The organism is Thiothrix winogradskyi (genome assembly GCF_021650935.1).
GTDB classification, from domain to species: domain Bacteria; phylum Pseudomonadota; class Gammaproteobacteria; order Thiotrichales; family Thiotrichaceae; genus Thiothrix; species Thiothrix winogradskyi.
The window spans coordinates 2296367-2314875 of sequence record NZ_CP091244.1; the positions used below are offsets into that span (position 1 = coordinate 2296367).

The window sequence follows — 18509 nt, forward strand, 5'->3', positions numbered from 1 at the left end:
TATGTTCCGTGATGCGATGAAATATTTTGCTAGAATGGCTGGACATTGATGGAAATAAGGATGTAACACCCAATGAAAATAGAAATTGGAGAGTCGTTAGTTTTATCGTGGCTCAGGCATACGAAAAAATGCCAACTTGTGCAAATGAATTGGAAGCCATCAGTTGAGTCTTGGGACTTGATGAATAAAAGCGTAATCGAACAAGTAATGCGTGAGTCTGATGATTATTTTAAGCATGAGCATGATTACGGAATATATAAGAAAAACACCTCGCTTAGTCAATTAATCAAGCAGGCGGAAATTGATGTTATGGGTGTTTCATATGCAGGGGGGCTTCGGAGTATTTACGCTGTAGATGTTGCTTTTCATGAGTACGGGCTTAACTATGGCTCTAAAGATGAAACTATCATGAAAATAGTAAAAAAACTATTAAGGACAGCAATGTGTGTTCATGGTTATTTTGATTGTTCCGAAGGCGATATAATTTTTGCGTCCCCTAAAATAAATTATAATATAATTGAAAGTCTTGATTCTTGTTTGATTCAGGTTGAAAAAATTCTCAGAAAAAATGATCTTAATTTTAACATTAAGTTGATTGCAAATAATTCTTTTAATAGGGAAATACTTCAGCCTGTCCTCGAGGCTACATCCTCTGTTGCGGATACTTCAGAGTTATTCATGCGTAGCATACAAATGTATCAAATGTTTTCAGAAAGCAACAATTCTAATAAATCTTCAATGAAAGTTTCTGTTAAAAATGATGATGTGTTGCAAAGTCAAACAAAAATTGGTGAGTGGGTGCGAAAAAATTTGATCCAGATGTTTGAGGAAAATAAAATATCAGTAGAAGAAGTTGAGTTAATGGAATCAATTGAGTATTCTAAAAAAACATTCGGCATTCAAATGCCTTTGTTAAAAAAGAAGTTGCTGCTTGATGAAGGAAAACCTTTAAGGTATTGGGCTAAGCCTATTATTAATGCATATGGTTCTGAATATTTTATGTGTTCCGAATGGTATGAAAAAAGAAATAAAAGCTATTTTGAGAAATGGGTTGGACTGAAAAATCAATCGACTCATTAATCTATTGATAGATGTGCTATAATACTTCCTTTAATACAATACATGTTTGTTATTATGATTAATACTATCCAACAACTGATCACCCAAGGTGAAAACGCCCAGCTTGAATTCAAGTCGGCTGACGTTCGCCCCGATTCTGTGGCACGGGAAATCGTGGCGTTTGCCAATACTTTGGGTGGAACGTTACTGATCGGTGTTGAGGATGATGGGGCAATTTCAGGTATCCACGCGGACAATCTTGATACGTGGATTGCCAATATCAGCCGTAACAACATCATTCCCGCCTTGCGTGTGGACGTTACGCACGTCGCTATCGAAGGGAAAGTCGTGTGTGCTGTGACCATCCCCAAAGGCAAGGATAAGCCCTACCAAACGTTGGATGGCAAGTATTGGCTGCGGGTCGGTTCAACCAATCGCACCGCTACCAAGGAAGAATTGAGCCGTTTATTTCAGCAAGCAGGGTTAGTACATTTCGATACAGCACCCGTTGCCGATACCGGTATCGAAGGCATCGACTTCCGCTTAGTTGATCATTACTACCGCACCTACTACGACACAGCCTTTATTGATTTGCCAAACGACGAACAGCAAAGCCTGTTGTTGAATGCGGACATCCTGACCGAACTCGAAGGTAAACAGGTGGCAACCGTCGGTGGACTGCTGATGTTCGGTAAACAGCCCCAGCGCCGTCTGCCACACGCTTCCATCATGTTCGCCGTCTTTAAAGGCGATGACCTCACCGATGACCTGTTGGACAAAAAGGAAGTGCTGGGCACATTGCCGGAACTGATCGACAAAACGGTGGCTTTGCTCCAGCTTTTCCTGCCAAACCCATCCACCATTGAAGGTACACGCCGCACTGAAACCGTGCTGATTCCGCTCAAAGTCTTGCGTGAGGCGATGGTGAATGCCGTTGCTCACCGCGATTATTCCCTCAGCCAGCGAAAAATACAGGTGCATGTCTATAGTGATCGGATCGAAATTACCTCCCCCGGCAAGTTGGCGAATACCCTGACGTTGAATAAAATCCGCTATGGCAACTCTGCCCCGCGTAATATTTTCTTGATGAAATTCCTCGATAACCTGCGTTACTTCGACGGTTTGGGCAGGGGAATTCCAATGATGCTGAAGCTAATGCAGGAACGGATCACGTTTGATGAAATCGGTGAATTGTTCCGTGTAACCCTGCGGTTTGCCTGAATTCTCAGCTTTGTCACTACCTTTTATCAGTTGGGGATTGCATTTCATCGGTTATCTGTCAATATTGCTCATATATAAAAATAATAATTAGTGAATAGGGCATACAATAAAATGAGATAAAAAACCGATGTTAACCCCCAAGCATCTCCATCTATGCGCCATCGTATTGGCTATTTCTACTGCTGTATCTGCTCAAACTGTATTGGCGAACGTGCCAGATGCGCCCCCTGCCAACAAAAAAACGGTTATGTTGCCTGCCCCCGCTCAGCCTGATACCGATCAGTTGATTATTCGTTTCCGTGATAATGCCAGCTCGGTTGCTATCGATAAGGCGTTGTCACGTCTGCGTACTGAGAAGGGTGAAAAATTCACTTACACCAAAACCACGCATGATAAAGCCGATGTTTTTCGTTTTGAAAAGCGCAAAAAGAAAGCGGATTGGGATAAATTGTCTGTTTGGCTGAAGCAGTTGCCGGAAGTGGAATACGTCGAGCCGGATTTCATTATGAACCGCATGGAAGTGCCAGCACCGGTTACACCGAATGATCCTTACCTGAGTTATCAATGGCCATTGTTGGATGCGATTAGTGGTATTCGCGCCGATCAGGCATGGGGTTATACCGCTGGTCAGGGTAGCGTGGTGGCTGTCGTTGATACGGGGGTCTTGCCGCATGTGGACTTGTTGCCGAATTTGTTAGCAGGTTATGACATGATTGCCGATGCTGCTGTCGGTAATGACGGCAACGGGCGTGACAGTGACGCGACGGATGCGGGCGACTACGTGCTGGCTGGTGAATGTGGCAGTAGCACGGCAATCAATAGCAGTTGGCACGGCACACACGTAGCTGGCACGATTGCAGCGGCTGGGAATAATGCCGAAGGCATTGCTGGGGTTGCTTATGCTGCCAAAGCCTTGCCGGTGCGCGTCTTAGGCAAGTGCGGCGGTTATACTTCGGACATTGCGGCGGGTGTTATTTGGGCAGCAGGCGGCACAGTATCCGGTGCGCCAGTGAACCCGAATCCGGCGCGAGTCATTAACCTGAGTTTGGGCGGCGCATCCGCGTGCGGTTCAACCATGCAAAGTGCCATCAATGCAGCGCGTAGCAAAAATGCCGTGGTCGTGGTGGCAGCGGGCAATAGCAATACCGATGCCAGCCAATTTTCACCCGCCAACTGTGCAGGTGTTGTGACCGTGGCGGCGACCGGCAAAAACGGCGGACGTGCTTATTATTCCAACTACGGTACGGTCGTTGATTTAGCCGCGCCGGGCGGTTCGATGAATACGGGTATCGCCGCCGATGGCATCGTTTCCACCCTGAATACGGGGACACAAACCGCGCTTGCTGACACCTACAAATATTACCAAGGCACGAGCATGGCAACGCCGCATGTGTCCGGCGTAGTCGCATTGATGTTAGCTGCCAAACCCACCCTGACACCGGATCAAGTCGAAAGTCTGCTGAAGTCGAGTGCGCGAGCCTTCCCGCAACCTTGCGCCAGTTGTGGCACAGGTTTGTTGGATGCCGCCGCCGCTGTGCAAGCAGCCATCAATTTAGCCGCACCCGTTGATCCTTACGCCGTCTTACTGAGTGATTTGAAGAAAAACCGCGACCTGTGGCGTGCGCAAAATCTGTTGAATTACACCTATGTATTGGAGCAAAAAACCGGTACGAGTGCAGCCTTGCGTTTGAAGCTGACGGTGAAAGCGGGTGTGTTGACGGCAGGCGTGAATCTGGCAACCAATAAAGCCTTGTCTTCCAAAGATTTGAAAGCCAAAGGTAAAACCATTGAACAGTTGTTTACGCAAATCGAAACCGCCCTCAACAGCAAGTACGCCATCGTTAAAACGGCGTATGACACTGCACTCGGCTACCCGCTGGACAGTTTCTTGGATAAAAGCACCAGCATCACCAGTGATAATGTGAGCTTGAAAGCCTCCAGTCTCACCAAGCTATAAGCCACTACTAAACCGTAAGAGAGGGATTTCTCATGAAAAATACTAGGCAGTGGACGCTACTCGGCGTAGCTATCGCTGGGCTTCTCTCAGTGAGTGCGGCACAGTCCGCCACCATGCTGGGAGCGTATATTGACAATGATGGTTGGAATACTGCGCCAATTGATCAATTCAATACCGATGCCGCCAAGCCATTGGCGGTGGTCAATTTGTTTTCCAGCTTTGGGCAAGATTGGGGGAGCTTGAATGTGCAGGCATCCAATATTGTGTCACGTAAAGCCACGCCGCTGATTACGTGGATGCCGAGTATCAGTAGTCGCCCTGATGCTAATTTGCTGGGTGAAATCAGCAACGGGCAATGGAATGGTTACATCGACGGTTGGATCAATAGCCTGAAACTGTGGCAAGCATCGTACCCCGCCGATCAAAAACCCACGGTGTTATTACGCTTTGCGCACGAATTCAACGGCAATTGGTATCCGTGGAGCAATGACCCCGACGGTTTGAAAACCGCATGGCGTTACCTACACAATCGCTTTGCTCAAGCGGGTGTGACTGGCGTGGAATGGGTGTGGTGTGCGAACAATGTCAGTGTTGATAATTACAACGACATTACCCGCTATTACCCCGGCAATGACGTAGTGAATTGGACAGCTTTGGATGGCTACAATTGGGGCAGCAATTACAGCTTTACCCAGTGGAAAGGCTTTGCTCAAGTGTTTAGTTCGCCTTACACAACGCTCGTGACGAATTACCCCGACAAGCCGGTATTGCTGGCAGAAGTCGCCTCCGCTGAACCGCAGGATTTACCGAATGCCGACTATGGCATGACCGGCAATGACAGCGATGCAGGGCAAAGCAAAGCCGTGTGGGTGCAGGATATGTATACCCGTATGCTGGCAGAATACCCCGCTATCCGCGCTGTGGCATGGTTCAATACCAATAAGGAATTGAGCTGGGCATTGAATGGTGCAGGCAATACCGGCTTGGCTGCGTATAACACCGTTATCGCTGACAGTCGTTACACGGGAACATTTACCCCGTTGGTTGCACCGTCCACAGTGACTGAACCCACCAGGACCAAACCGACTAAAGGTGGTGGCGGCAAGCGTTCCACCACAACCAGTACCACCCTGATGACGGCAGAAAGCATGGCATTGGAAAGTATTCAACAGGAGCGTGAAGTAGGCATACAGCGTGCTTTAGCCGTGAGCAAAATGCCAGAGGTAGTCGGTACAGCACTGTTAGCGCGTGAAGCACAAGGTTTCCGCAGTTTGCCCCCGGCGGCGCGTGCGGTGTTACGCAAGGATATGGCTGACTAAATTACCGAACAGCAGGCGTGAGTGGTAGATGGATTTCCACCCGCAAACCACCACTGTTGAGGTTTTTGGCGCGAATTGTCCCGCCGTGACTTTCAATCGCCCGCCGCGCAATCGCTAAGCCCAGCCCGTAACCGTTACGGCTGGGGTTGACGTTACTGCTACGCTGGAACGGCTCGAAAATACTCCCCAATTCCGCTTCCGGCACACCCGACCCTTGATCATCCACCGTCAGATGCAGGCGCGACGCGGTAACATCGTGGTGAATCGCCAGCGTTACCGCCGTGTTTTCGGGCGTGTGGTGGATGGCATTGCGCACCACGTTTTCCAACGCGCGATAAAGCAATTCACCATGCCCTTGAATGATCGGATTACCCTCAACATCGCATTGAAACATGACTTGGCGTGACAGCGCATTTGCCTCAAACCGCGCATCATCAATCACGGCATCGGCTAATTCCAGAATGTCGATGTATTCATCCAACGGCTGCGGTACGCCGGATTCGAGGCGCGAAAGCGTTAGCACTTCGCCCACCAGCGTATCTAGCCGTCCGGCTTCGTGTTCGATGCGGGCAAGGCTGCTCGCCACTTTTTCCGGCTGCTGATGCGCTAGACCGATGCTGGCTTGCAAGCGTGCCAACGGCGAGCGCAGTTCGTGTGAAACGTCGTGTAACAAGCGGCGTTGCGAAGCCATCAGGATTTGCAGTTTGGTTGCCATGTCATCGAAATCGCGCCCCAAATCAGCGATTTCATCACGCCGTGACCCAATTGTTGCGGTGACACGCTGGCTCAAATCGCCTTTGGCAGCGGCACGAAAGGCTTTACGCAAAATGCCGATGGGTTGCGAGAAATACCAGGCCAGCAGGAAGCTGGATAAAAAGCTGACGGCAATGCCGGAGACAATCAGGGTTGGAGTAGAAATCCGGTGCGGTGGCGGCAGCCGTCGTTCTTGCTGGAATTGCGGGTATTGCCCCGCCAGTGGTGCGAACAGCAAATAACTGTCTGCGCCAGTTTGGACTTGGCGGACAATAGGCAATTTGAGGTTTTTCCCAAGGCTGGCGCGAACACGCTGGAGGGTGTCATCCGATACGGTGCGCTCCAGCAACTCTTTGCCGTTGGTATCGACGGCGTAAATTTGCAAGTCTTGGAGGGCATCATCGCGTTGTTCCTGCAACATATTGCGCATCGCTTCCTTCCCGCCATAAAGGAAAGTATTGGCGACGGCTTTGACGGCAATGATGGAACTGGGGCGAATCACCACATCTTTTTCCATATCCTGTAAATCGTTATGGTGTAACCAGACGGCAATGCCGGTAACTCCGCCCGCCACCAGCAGCGTCAGCCAAAACGTGAGGAGGATTTTCCAGAACAGTCTGCCCATGTTTATTCCCCAATCAATTGGTAGCCAATGCCGCGCACGGTTTGGATACAGGAGCGCCCATCCGCAAGATTGCCGAGTTTGTGGCGGATGCTGCTCATGTGTACGTCGATGCTGCGGTCGTAACGGGTCAGCGCTCGCCCCAAACCGTGGGTGGAAAGATCGGCTTTGCTGACGGGTTGACCGGCTTGGCGAGCCAATACTTCCAGCAGGTTGAATTCGGTGCTGGTGAGTTCTAACGGTTGCCCGTGCCAGAGGGTTTGGCGTTTTTCGGGGTAAAGCGTGAGTGCGCCGGTTTGCAGCGGTTCGTGATTCGTGGTGGCAGTGTCGTTGCTGGTGCGGCGTAGGATGGCGCGGATGCGGGCAACCAATTCACGCGGCATACACGGTTTGGGGACGTAATCATCCGCGCCGAGTTCCAAGCCGATAATGCGGTCGATGTCGTCGCCACGGGCGGTGAGCATGAGCACGGGCATTTTGCTGTGGGTGCGGATGCGGCTGAGGGCTTCGATACCGCTCATGCCGGGCATCATCACATCCAACACCACTAGCGCGTAATCGCCGTTGAGGGCTTCGCGCACCGCCGTGTCACCGTTATGCACAGCGGTGATGTCGAAACCTTCGCGTTCCAAGTATTCGGTCAGCATGGTGGTGAGTTCGATGTCGTCGTCGACCAGTAATAGCTTGCTCATGGTTGTCTTCTGAGTGGTGTCATACCTTGAATCATACGGTGATTGAAATGCAAGGGCAGGGGGTTTTACATTTCTTTACACGGCTTTACACGCCCAGTGCTTAGGCACAAGTTCCGGTATGCTTCTGCCCAATGTGTAGCGGCGCAATTGTCGGGGCAACCTTCGCGCTGCCACAGGTAATACGCCGTTTCGCGGATCAGGGCTTCGGTCGGTTCATTGCTGTGGAAATAGTCGCACGTTCCGCTGACGGCATCGTAGGGCAGGGCAGCGAATCTGTCCCGCCCCGGTGTCGGTTGGGTATGCCGATAGCAGTCGGCGCGTAGTGGGCATAAGTCGCCGTAGCAATACAACATGATTCAATTCCTGACGGGTCAATAGTGCGCAGAGTGTATACTGACGGCGCGATGGACGTACAAGGAGAACAAGAATGACGAAGGTAAAACCGTGGTGCTGGCAACTCGCCGCGAATGGCAATGGGCCTGATTGGTTGCTGTTGGCGCACGTTACCTCTGACAGTGTTGCAGCATTGGCGGCAGCACTCGCAAACACTACCCTCGACGGCTACCGCCTGTGTGCCGATACCCCCTACACTTTGATGGATAGCGCGAATGCAGTTACCTATTTGGGCAATTTGACGGGCAACGAACCGCGCAATATTTGGGTGTACAACCTTGTCGAAATCCAAGGTGATTTGATCAAAATTGAGAGCGGTTACGGGGGGCGTGGTAGTGTTAATAGTCAGGTGGAAACCGACTTTTTGCTGCATTTGTTCGCCCTGCCAAACATCACCTTACAATCTTGGCAAGTGCTGGCTGGGGGCGAGGGTTACGATTACGTGGTCAGTGCGGCGGGGACGGATGTGGGGAGTTTTATGGCGTATCTCTCCCCGGATTAAGTTATTTCGCGGCAATCACGCTATTCAACACTTCCACCGGATTGCGCTGATTCTGCTTAGCCACTTCATCGAGCGACACCATTGTTGCGTCCAGTTTTAAGCCTTGCGCCTGCAATTTCGCCTGCAAACCTTCCAAGGTATTGCCCGTGATACCCGCCAGTTTATCCAGCGGTGCATTCATCAGCACGTTGCTGGCTTGCGCACCCGGCGGCCCTCGACGTTCTTCTTCACCCGGAATCAGCATGGAAGCAACCGTCAATATCGCAAATAAGCCGATCACCCCAAGCGCTGCTTTTTGCGAAAAATAACGTGCAAACATCTTCCAGTTCGTTACCAGGTGCAAGCCCACACCGATGACCATCGCCCAACTCAGCCATTCGTGTGCCACTTTGCTAATGCCCGGATTGATGTGGAAAAACATTAAAATGCCGGTAATCGACATCAGCATAAACGCGCCAATTGTCAACGGGGTCGCCCAGCGGCGTAGGGTAGCGATGTCCATGTTTAAATCTCCTGTAGTCGTAAAAAACGCATCGATGATGCAATGATTACGGACATTGCCACACGGAAACAGCGGTTTTACATATCTTTACATGGCGTTTACCCACCTTTACTCGCCGCTAGGCCACACTTGTACTATGCAAAAACGCTAAGGACAAAATTCGGCATGATCGTTTATAAACCATTTACCGTGTTCGCCAGTGTGGCAGTCAGCCTATCGCTGTTTGCCTGCACACCCGCCAGCAATGTGCGTGATGTTGCAGCAGCAAGTACAACCGCTACACACCAGTCAGCAGCCAGCAACCCCCGCAAACCCGTGCAAGCCGCATGGTGGCAAACCTTCAACGACCCGCTCATGACCGCGCTGATCCAAGAAGCGCTGCAAGCCAGCCCCGACATCAAAACCGCCCAAGCCAGCCTGCGAGCCGCCCGTGCGCAACGTGCGATTGCCGGAGCAAGCCTGTTGCCCAGCCTTTCCAGCGGCGCATCTGCCCGCCGCAGCGGTGGTAATGACAGCTACGGCGCAAACCTCGATGCCAGTTGGGAAGCCGACATCTTCGGCGGCAACCGTTTAGCCGATAAAGCCGCTGCGGTCGACTTGCAAGCCACCCAAGCTAGTCTTGAAGACGTAAAAGCCTCACTCGCCGCCGAAGTCGCCAGCAGCTACGTCAACCTGCGGCTGGCACAAGCCCGCCTCGCCGTTTCGCGCCAAAGCCTTGCCTCGCGTGACGAAACCGTGCGCCTGATCGGTCTGAAACAGCAAGCAGGGCTTGCCAGCGGCTTAGAAGCCGATCAAGCCAACCTGAGTTTGGGGCAAACCCAAGCACAAATTCCGGCGTTGGCAAACAGCGTGACCCAATCGCAACACGCCCTCGCAATCCTCACTGGCAAAGAACCGGGCGCACTCAATACCCGCCTCGCCGCTGCCAAACCCATTCCCACGGCGGGCGGGCAACTGCTGAATAACATTCCGGCAAATGCCATCCGTCAACGCCCCGACATCCGCGCTGCCGAATACAAAATCACCGCCGCCGGATTACGAGTCGGCGAAGCCAAGGCCAACCTATACCCCAGCTTCAACCTCGGCGGTTCACTCAGTCTCAGCAGCCTGAGTTTGGCGGATTTGCTGGATACCGGCAGTATCGCCCGTTCCCTCGCTGCTTCCATCAGCGCACCCTTGTTTGACGGTGGCAGGCTGAAACAGCAAGTCGAAGCCAAAGATGCCGCCCGCGAACAAGCCGTTGCCAGCTACCAAAAAGCCGTGTTAGGGGCGTTACAGGACGTAGCAAACAGCTTTTCCACCCTGCAATCTCTACGCGAACGCCAACCGTTATTGGCGCAAAACGTCGCATTGGCACGCAGCGCCGAACATCTGGCGCAACTTAGTTATGACGCAGGCACTGCCGATTTCCAAAATGTGCTGGATGCGCAACGCAGCGTATTAAGCGCACAAGAAAGCCAGTTGTCCGCACAAGCAGAAAACACTCAGGCAATGATCAGCCTTTACAAAGCCATCGGCGGCGCGTGGTAGGAGAACCTTATGAGCAACCCAATCAATTCAACCACCAACGATTCCGTCAAAGCGGTATTGGCAGCAGGCGGCAAAAAGAAATCCCAAGGCAACAAGGGCAAGTGGCTATTAGCATTACTGGTCGCGGGGCTAGTGTCAGGCGGCGCGGGCTATTACTTTATGGGGCAATCTCAAACCAAAAGCCAAGCCAGCTACAAAACCACCCCCGCCAAAACCGGCAACCTCAGCGTCACGGTGACGGCGACGGGCAATTTGCAACCCAAAAATCAGGTGGACATTGGCACAGAACTCTCCGGCACAGTCGATGACGTGCTGGTGGATGCCAACGAAGTGGTGACAAAAGGGCAGAAGTTGGCAAGTCTCAATACCACGCAATTGCAAGATACCATTACCAAAGGCAAAGCCTCGCTGGCTTCCGCGCAAGCCAAGGTCAAACAATCTGCCGCCAGCGTCAAAGAAGCGCGTACCAAGCTCAACCGTTTGCGCGAGTTATACAGCGCCTCCGGCGGCAAATTGCCCGCTAAATCCGAGTTGGATACCGCCGAAGCCACGTTGGAACGTTCCCAAGCCGATGCCGAAGTCGCCAAAACCACCGTGACATCAGCCACTGCCGAATTGCGTTCCTCTGAAACCAATCTCGGCAAAGCCACGATCACCTCACCAATTAACGGCGTAGTGCTAACCCGCACCGTCGAACCGGGGCAAACCGTCGCCTCGTCCTTGTCCGCGCCGACCTTATTCACACTGGCGGAAGATTTGGCACAAATGGAAGTCGAAGTCGGCGTGGATGAAGCTGATGTCGGGCAAGTCAAAGCCGGACAAAAAGCCGAATTCAGCGTGGACGCATGGCCGGGGCGCAAATACCCCGCCGAAATTACCCGCGTCAGTTTGGGGGCGGATACTTCCGAAAACGTGGTGTCTTACCTCACGGTGCTGGCGGTGCAAAACACCGACCTGACCTTGCGCCCCGGCATGACCGCCACCGCCACCATCAAGACCGAATCGCGGGAAAATGTGTTGCTCATTCCCAATACCGCCCTGCGCTTTGCTCCTGTGGTGGCTGCTGCACCTGCGGCGGCGAGTGCCAATAGCAGCTTCATTTCACAATTGATGCCCCGTCCGCCGGGTATGGGAACAGCCAAAAAACGCCCCAACGGCACGCCACCCGTCGCCAGCCCCGACGGAATGCAAAAAATCTGGGTATTGGAAAACAATGCGCCCCTAGCAGTCGCAGTCAAAACCGGCATTAGCGATGGCAAGCAAACCGAAATCGTCAGCGGCGACTTGAAAGAAGGAATGGCGGTGATCACCGAAAGCACCGGCGGCACAACAGGTGGCAAGCCATGAGTGCGTTAATCGAATTACGCGGCATCACCAAAATCTACGGGCAAGGGCAGGCGAGTTTCAAGGCGCTGGATGGGGTCAATATGACCATTGAGCAAGGTGATTTTGTGGCCATCATGGGGCCGAGCGGTTCAGGCAAATCCACCGCCATGAATATTCTGGGCTGCTTAGATGTACCCAGCGGCGGCGAATACTTGTTCCGCGATGTGCATGTGGAACAGTTGTCGCGCAACGAACGCGCCCTGTTGCGGCGGCATTATCTGGGCTTCGTGTTCCAAGGCTTTAACCTGTTGGCGCGGACTTCCGCACAGGAAAATGTGGAATTGCCACTGCTGTATCGGGGCGAATCCACCGAAGCGCGTCATACCGCCGCCCAAGCCGCGCTGAAACAGGTAGGGTTGGAAGGCTGGGGGCATCATACTCCGGCGGAACTGTCTGGCGGGCAGCAGCAACGGGTAGCCATTGCACGGGCGTTAGTCACTAACCCGACCATTTTGCTGGCGGATGAGCCGACCGGCAACCTCGACACCAAAACCAGCAACGAAATCATGGCGTTGCTCACCGACCTGAACGAAAACAAGGGCATTACCGTGCTAATGGTGACGCACGAACCGGATATGGCGGAATACGCCAAACGCATCATCCACTTCGTTGACGGCAATATCGACAGCGACGTGCGCAAACGGGAGAGCACCTGATGTTATGGAGCAGCTTTTTACTCGCCCTGCGCGAAATCCGCCGCAATTTATTGCGTTCCTTCCTGACGATTCTGGGGATTGTGATTGGCGTATCGGCAGTCATCACAATGGTGACGCTGGGCAATGGCGCAACCCAAGCGGTGAAAAATCAGGTATCCAGCCTTGGCAGCAACCTACTACAAATCCGTAACGGGCAACGCATGATGGGGCCAAGCAGTGGCGGGGGCGGTTCACCACCGTTTTCGCTGGAAGATGTCGCCGCTATTCGCAGTCAGATTACCGGGCTTGCAGCGGTTGCGCCGGAGGTGAGCAAGAGTGCCACGGTCGTTTCCATGTCAAACAACTGGTCAACCAGCGTCACAGGTTCGACCACCGATTTCTTTATTGCCGGAAGCTGGAAACTGGCATCTGGGCGCAACTTCAGCGAGGCAGAAGAAAAAGCAGGGCAAACGGTGTGTTTGATCGGGGAAACCATCCGCCGTGAATTGTTCGGCACGCAACAGCCGGTGGGCGAAAGTTTGCGGGTCAACAACTTTTCCTGCGAAATCATCGGCATTTTGGTATCCAAAGGGCAAGCGTCGATGGGGCGTGATCAGGATGATACGGTGATTATGCCGATCAAAGCGGTGCAACGGCGTTTGACGGGTAATCAGAACGTGTCCAGCATCCAAGTATCGGTCGCGGACGAAAACGACATTACCAGCGTCAAAGAGCAATTGACCAACCTGATGCGCGAACGCCGCAGGTTGGGGGATGATAAGGACGACAATTTCAATGTGCAGGATACGCGCCAGATTGCCGAAGCCTTGTCCGGTACGACGCAAGTCATGACCACCTTACTGGCAGCGGTGGCGTCGGTCAGCTTGCTGGTCGGTGGGATTGGCATTATGAATATTATGCTGGTGTCCGTGACCGAACGTACCCGCGAAATCGGTATCCGGCTGGCAATTGGGGCGTTGGAACGTGAAGTGTTGCTGCAATTTTTGATCGAAGCAGTGGTACTGGCGTCCCTTGGCGGCTTGGTTGGGATTGGGTTGGCAACATTGGCATCCATCGGTTTGTCGCAGGTGATGAATGTGCCGTATGTTTTCAACGTGGGGATTAACTTGCTGTCGTTTGTGTTTTCGGCGGGGATTGGTGTGCTGTTTGGGTATATGCCTGCGAAACGTGCGGCACGGCTAGACCCGATTGAGGCGTTGCGCCACGAGTGAGGCAACGCCTGCGGTGCTTAGAATTCGTAAGCCACTTGCAGCGTGATTACATCTTCTTTGCTGCCATCGTAGGCTTCGTTGTTCATGTATTCAGCCGCGAAACTGGCTTTTTCGTAGACGGGCATACTGTAGGCAATACCCGCTGCTTTTTCGGGCAGTTCCAGCGACTCAGCCGCGTCGGTTTGCTGGTAAGCAACTGCGACGGTGCGATCATTGCCCATGTCGAAACCGACTTCGAGGTTGGTAGCGCTGGGTTCGACGCTGCTGTCATCTTCCAGTGTGATGGCATCGACTTGAATGTGTTCGGCAATCACGCTGGCTTTGCCGACAGTAGCGGAGGCATGGATACCTAGCCCTGCCGCTGCTTTATCATTCACGTCAGAAATGTAGCTCACACCCGCGCTGACGTTATCCGTGCTGTAATCGAGATTCACGCCGTAATCATCAATTTTGTCGCCGCCATCTTCGTCATCTTTGAACAGGTAAGCAGAGCCGGAAATATCGCCGGAACTGACGCCCAGTTGCACGGCTTCTTCTTGTGTTTCTGCCATTTCCAGCGTCAGTGGGTCGGACACCATATTGCTATCGAATTTACCGAAAGGCACGTACATGCGCCCAGCGGTGACATCCAGACCTTCACGCGGTTTGAAGGTGAGGGTGGCTTCATCCACCGCAATGTTGTCGTCGTTTTCGCCTTGTTCGTAGAGGAATAAGACGTGGCCATCGAGTTTGTCATTGATCTGGTTGTCGATACCGAGTTCGATAGTGGGGACACTGAGGTCGCTGCTATCGCCGTCAGCATTGCTGACAAAACCGGCTTCGACTTCCACCATACCGCTGAGGGTAGTGGTGGCAAAGGCAGGGTTAGCTAAGGCTGCACCAATCAAGATGCTTAATAGGGTCTTTTTCATGTGAAAGCTCCAGATAGTTCATAAGGAGCAGTGGCTTGTCTGTGATCATGCTATCACCAGATGGTTATCCCAGCGCTGGTCGGGGAACTGGTGCAACAGACTGGCTGGTGCGGGTTGAAGGGTTGAGGGAAAACGGTGAATGCCGCCGGTCGCATCCGAGACTAAAAATTGCTGCTGTTGTGGCAAAAACGCGATGCCGCTGGGTTCCGGCAGGGAATGCGCGTGCAGAAAACGGCGTTCGCGGGTACTCCAAAAACTGGTGTGATTGCCGCGTGGTGAGGATACCGCCAGAATCTGTTGCTGCGGGTCATAGGCTAAATCCGCCATGTAACCGTTGAACCGCGCCACGTCAGCGGTGCTAATGTCGAGCAATTGCAACTCACCGCCGTGCGGCTGCCAAGCGACTAAGGAGGCGGGTTGTTGGCGGTATAAATCGCCTTCGTATTGCAAGGCGACGCCAACACTGCCATCCGCAGTGGCTATCAGGTGGCGAATGCTTAAATGGTGATCGGGCAGGCGGTATTCGTCGATTTTTTTGCCGGTTTGCGTATCAAGATAGACCAGCGAGGGCTGCATGGTGTCAATGTTGAGTTTACGCCGCCCGAAATCGGGGTGCTGTTCGATCCCGCCGTTAGCGACTACCAAGGTTTTGCCGTCGGGCATGAGTTGTATATCGTGCGGATCGAGTCCGAAGGTGTCGTATTCGCCGAGGTGTTGGAAGGTTTTGCTGTCGCGGATACCGAGTACGCCGCGTTTTTCATCGTAAGCGTTTTCGGTGGTGAACAGCACATCACCCGCAGAGGATAAACAGCCGTGACCGTTGAAGTGTCGTCCGGCTGTTGCGGGGATACCCCTCACCCCCAGCCCCTCTCCCGCAAGGGGCGAGGGGAGAAAATCTACCAAGGCGCATTCAAAGGCGGGGCGGCGTCCGAACAGTAGGGCGGTGTCGTTTGCTAAGGGCAGCACCGCATGACCGCGCATGGGTACGGCGCAGGATTGCAGTTGCCCGCTTGCTATGTCTAAGCGGGTTAGAAAGTGTCCGCCGTGTGGGTTGTCGCTGGCGGAATATAAATGGGTGAGGTTGGTATCTGCTTCAACAGGTGTTCCTGCGGCGCGTTTCATGAGGGCGTTGACGCCTAATGCCGCACCGAAGGTTCCGGCAGTGGCAAGTAACAAAAACTGGCGGCGATTCATGGCTTAATCCCCATCGTTGTCGTTGAAACCGAGTTGCACGCCTAGCACTTTGGCAAGCTGGCGTCTGATTCCCATTTGGATGTCGTTACCGAGGTAGTAATAACCATCGAGTTCTTTACCTTTACCCGTCTTGATTAGCTCGAAAGGGTCAGCACTGGGCAGCGGTAACTTGAGGTAATTGTCGAGGCGTTGCTGCATGGCATCGGCGACGAACTTTTCAACTTCGCGTTCGTTGTGGTCGCGTAGCCATTGCAATACACCGCCTTCCCGCAGAATACGTTGCATCCCCTCAACATTGGCGCGAATGATTTGGATGGAATAGCCACTGCGCCAAGCTTCCAGTTGGTAGGCGTTGGAGGTATTCAGCACTTCCTGCTTGCCTTCGGTATTGAGGTCAATGCCTTTGCCCAAGGGGTTGCCGATGCGGTTTTTGGAAAACTTTTCGGCGGACTGATACAGCTTGCCCACCAGCAAATCCACCGCTTGGCGGGCGCTGGCGAAGGTGGCATTGCCCTTATGTGCATCGCGGAAAGCGCTGGCGTAACCGTTGCTGTCTTGCAGCCAGCCATTCGCGATGGTTTGCACTTGGGTATGCAGCAAGGTGCTGGCAGCTTGCACGTAATCACAGCGGCGTTTGCCCGTATCGCCTTGGAAGCTTGCCAGTTGTTCGGCTTCGCTTTTGTCACGATCAAACAGCAAGAATTCCAGCGTACTTAAGCCTTGCCCGCCCACTCCGGCTTTCGCGATGATGTCGGGTGTCAGGGGAATTTCATCGGTTAGCAAGCGGCTGATGATCATTTTTTTCGGTGGCGTGAAATTGATGGTGAAATCGATCTGATCGGCAATCGCGGGGCCAAACATGAGCGCGTCGGTGCGATGCCATGCGAGCAAAGTTTCGCCCCAGCCTTCGCGCAATACTTTGAAGGATTCGGCGGTGGGGGCGCTGCAAAACGCCGTGCTGCGCTGTGCCAAGGTGTTGGCAGTGACTTGCAATTCGCGATACAGCGGGATGATTGCGCCATCCACAATTTGCACCAGCAATTTATCGGCATCCGGTAACGGTGTGGCTGGGGCGACGTTGGGAGTGGCTGCAAATAACAGCGAAGGCAGCAGGAGCAAGCAGCAAAAAATCTGTTTAAACATCAGCGTTCTCATTACAGTGAGTTGAGGAAACGTAACAGCGCTTCCCGTTCGGATTTGTGCATCGACAATACGTGTTGCTTGGCGGATTCGGCTTCACCACCGTGCCAGAGAATCGCTTCCAGCGGATTGCGGGCGCGTCCGTCATGCAGAAAACGGGTGTGTCCGCTGAGTTTTGCGGTTAAACCGATACCCCACAGTGGCGGGGTGCGCCATTCGTTGCCGGATGCCGCAAAGTCGGGGCGCTTATCTGCCAGCCCGTCGCCCATATCGTGTAGCAACAGATCGGAATAGGGCTGGTGCGGCTGGTTTGCCAAGGCTGGAAATGTTGAGATGTGGCAGGCGACACAACCCGCTTGATTAAACAGTTTCTGCCCTTGAATGACTTGCGGATTGTCGGTATCACGGCGTGGAGGAACGGGTTGGTGGGTAACATGAAACACGACTTTTTCCAGCAAATTATCTGGGATTTCCGGTTTGCCGCCCTCTGGCAGGGTGTGGCAATCTGTTTGCGCTGCGGTACAGGGTTGTTCTGGGAAGAGGGTGGAGGTAATGCCAATGTCATTGCGGAAGGCATCCGCCGTTTGCTGGAGAATACTCGGTTGATTGGCTTTCCAGCTAAAGCGTCCTAGTGTGGTTTGCTGGGTGGCAATGTCCCAGACCTGATTAGGTTTGCCGGAAATGCCGTCAGCATTGTGGTCATCAGGATCGGCATTGGCGAGGATTTCTGCATCGGGGATGCTTTCCAGCAAACCCATGCCAAACAGCGGCGGTGCAACCCGTGCGGAGAATTGGGTGTCAGGGTGCAATGCGCCGTAGTTCAGCCCGTCAATGTGCAACTGCGGTTGTAACAGCGTGTAGGTTTCGCCATCTTTGAATTGCCCGTGGACTTCGGTGTAGGTGAAGCGCGGCGTGCCTTCACCGGGTAAACCTTTGATACCTAAGGTTTGCAAATGATCACCGTAAGTCGGTTCAGGGGCAATGCCTAAGGTTTTGGCGACCGCTAATTGTTCGGTTGTGGTGGCGGGGACGCTGAGTTTCACCAGTGTAGACAGGAACGGCTCGGTGTCCGTCAACGGCGGATGCCCGCGCCCATGTTGCACATGACAAGCAATGCAGCTATTGGCTTTGAACAGCGGCCCCAGCCCATCACGCGCAGTGGTGGATGCGGGGGAACTGACCCACGGTTGTTGGAAGAATGCGCCACCGATGGCGAAGTCTTCGTGTTGTTGGGGTGTCCCTTCGGCTACGCTCAGGGAACTGCTGTTGGCTATCCCTGATGTCAGTAACACGCAAAGGGTAATGGCTAGAGTTGCTTGCATAGTTATCCTTTAAGAACCCCTCACCCCAACCCCGCACCCAGCCGCTTGCAGCGTCGTCCCTCAAGGGGAGAGGGGCTAAGAGGTCATCTTTCTTGTTCACCCTCGCCCCTTGAGGGAGAGGGGGCTAGGGGGTGAGGGG

Annotated in this window: 17 protein-coding genes; 9 read left to right on the forward strand and 8 right to left on the reverse strand. The window is 53.1% G+C overall.

Going from position 1 to position 18509, the window contains the following annotated elements:
• The first annotated feature begins 72 nt into the window (after positions 1–72).
• The 4 genes from L2Y54_RS11730 (at position 73) to L2Y54_RS11745 (ending at position 5556) form a co-directional block, all read left to right on the forward strand.
• Entirely contained in the window at positions 73–1080 is a 1008-nt protein-coding gene (locus L2Y54_RS11730) for a hypothetical protein (protein ID WP_236496294.1), read from the forward strand.
• A gap of 54 nt (positions 1081–1134) precedes the next feature.
• The gene (locus L2Y54_RS11735) at positions 1135–2280 is read left to right on the forward strand and encodes an RNA-binding domain-containing protein (protein ID WP_236496295.1); all 1146 of its coding nucleotides are present in this window, start codon (positions 1135–1137) and stop codon (positions 2278–2280) included.
• Positions 2281–2407: 127 nt separating this feature from the next.
• Positions 2408–4237 carry a S8 family serine peptidase gene (locus tag L2Y54_RS11740; protein WP_236496296.1) on the forward strand — a complete coding sequence of 610 codons (1830 nt, stop codon included), beginning with the start codon at positions 2408–2410 and terminating at the stop codon, positions 4235–4237.
• Between the two features lie 32 nt (positions 4238–4269).
• Positions 4270–5556 carry a glycoside hydrolase family 26 protein gene (locus tag L2Y54_RS11745; protein ID WP_236496297.1) on the forward strand — a complete coding sequence of 429 codons (1287 nt, stop codon included), beginning with the start codon at positions 4270–4272 and terminating at the stop codon, positions 5554–5556.
• Between the two features lies 1 nt (position 5557).
• Here the strand turns inward: L2Y54_RS11745 and L2Y54_RS11750 are convergent, their stop codons facing one another.
• The 3 genes from L2Y54_RS11750 to L2Y54_RS11760 form a co-directional block, all read right to left on the reverse strand.
• Positions 5558–6934: an ATP-binding protein gene (locus L2Y54_RS11750; RefSeq protein ID WP_236496298.1), complete on the reverse strand. Its 1377-nt coding sequence runs from the start codon at positions 6932–6934 to the stop codon at positions 5558–5560.
• A 2-nt stretch (positions 6935–6936) separates the two neighbouring features.
• Positions 6937–7623 (reverse strand): response regulator transcription factor, encoded by a 687-nt coding sequence (locus L2Y54_RS11755; RefSeq protein ID WP_236496299.1) that lies wholly within the window; start codon positions 7621–7623, stop codon positions 6937–6939.
• A 65-nt stretch (positions 7624–7688) separates the two neighbouring features.
• A complete protein-coding gene (locus L2Y54_RS11760) occupies positions 7689–7976 on the reverse strand; it encodes a DUF2934 domain-containing protein (RefSeq protein WP_236496300.1) in 288 nt (95 codons plus the stop codon).
• A gap of 74 nt (positions 7977–8050) precedes the next feature.
• Here L2Y54_RS11760 and L2Y54_RS11765 point away from each other — a divergent pair, with 74 nt between their 5' ends.
• A complete protein-coding gene (locus tag L2Y54_RS11765) occupies positions 8051–8518 on the forward strand; it encodes a hypothetical protein (protein ID WP_236496301.1) in 468 nt (155 codons plus the stop codon).
• Position 8519: 1 nt separating this feature from the next.
• Here L2Y54_RS11765 and L2Y54_RS11770 read toward each other — a convergent pair whose 3' ends face one another.
• Complete coding sequence (locus L2Y54_RS11770; RefSeq protein WP_236496302.1) at positions 8520–9020, reverse strand: DUF4405 domain-containing protein; 501 nt, start codon at positions 9018–9020, stop codon at positions 8520–8522.
• Between the two features lie 165 nt (positions 9021–9185).
• On the opposite strand from L2Y54_RS11770, the gene L2Y54_RS11775 reads away from it, so the two are divergent.
• From L2Y54_RS11775 to L2Y54_RS11790, 4 genes are read left to right on the forward strand one after another with little or no spacing between them, the layout of a single operon-like run.
• Positions 9186–10550, forward strand: a complete 1365-nt coding sequence (locus tag L2Y54_RS11775; protein WP_236496303.1) for an efflux transporter outer membrane subunit — start codon at positions 9186–9188, stop codon at positions 10548–10550.
• A 9-nt stretch (positions 10551–10559) separates the two neighbouring features.
• Positions 10560–11897: an efflux RND transporter periplasmic adaptor subunit gene (locus L2Y54_RS11780; RefSeq protein ID WP_236496304.1), complete on the forward strand. Its 1338-nt coding sequence runs from the start codon at positions 10560–10562 to the stop codon at positions 11895–11897.
• Positions 11894–12592, forward strand: a complete 699-nt coding sequence (locus L2Y54_RS11785; protein WP_236496305.1) for an ABC transporter ATP-binding protein — start codon at positions 11894–11896, stop codon at positions 12590–12592. Before L2Y54_RS11780 ends, L2Y54_RS11785 begins: the two co-directional genes overlap by 4 nt.
• Complete coding sequence (locus L2Y54_RS11790) at positions 12592–13803, forward strand: ABC transporter permease (RefSeq protein WP_236496306.1); 1212 nt, start codon at positions 12592–12594, stop codon at positions 13801–13803. Before L2Y54_RS11785 ends, L2Y54_RS11790 begins: the two co-directional genes overlap by 1 nt.
• A gap of 17 nt (positions 13804–13820) precedes the next feature.
• Here L2Y54_RS11790 and L2Y54_RS11795 read toward each other — a convergent pair whose 3' ends face one another.
• Genes L2Y54_RS11795 through L2Y54_RS11810 form a run of 4 tightly spaced genes read right to left on the reverse strand, consistent with a single transcriptional unit; the run spans position 13821 to position 18370 of the window.
• The gene (locus L2Y54_RS11795; protein WP_236496307.1) at positions 13821–14714 is read right to left on the reverse strand and encodes an LbtU family siderophore porin; all 894 of its coding nucleotides are present in this window, start codon (positions 14712–14714) and stop codon (positions 13821–13823) included.
• A gap of 45 nt (positions 14715–14759) precedes the next feature.
• On the reverse strand, positions 14760–15908 hold the full coding sequence (locus tag L2Y54_RS11800) for a DUF1513 domain-containing protein (protein ID WP_236496308.1): 1149 nt from the start codon (positions 15906–15908) through the stop codon (positions 14760–14762).
• Positions 15909–15911: 3 nt separating this feature from the next.
• A complete protein-coding gene (locus tag L2Y54_RS11805) occupies positions 15912–17051 on the reverse strand; it encodes an imelysin family protein (protein WP_236496309.1) in 1140 nt (379 codons plus the stop codon).
• Positions 17052–17062: 11 nt separating this feature from the next.
• Positions 17063–18370, reverse strand: coding sequence for a di-heme oxidoreductase family protein (locus tag L2Y54_RS11810; protein ID WP_236496310.1), 1308 nt, complete (start codon positions 18368–18370; stop codon positions 17063–17065).
• Positions 18371–18509: the final 139 nt, after the last annotated feature.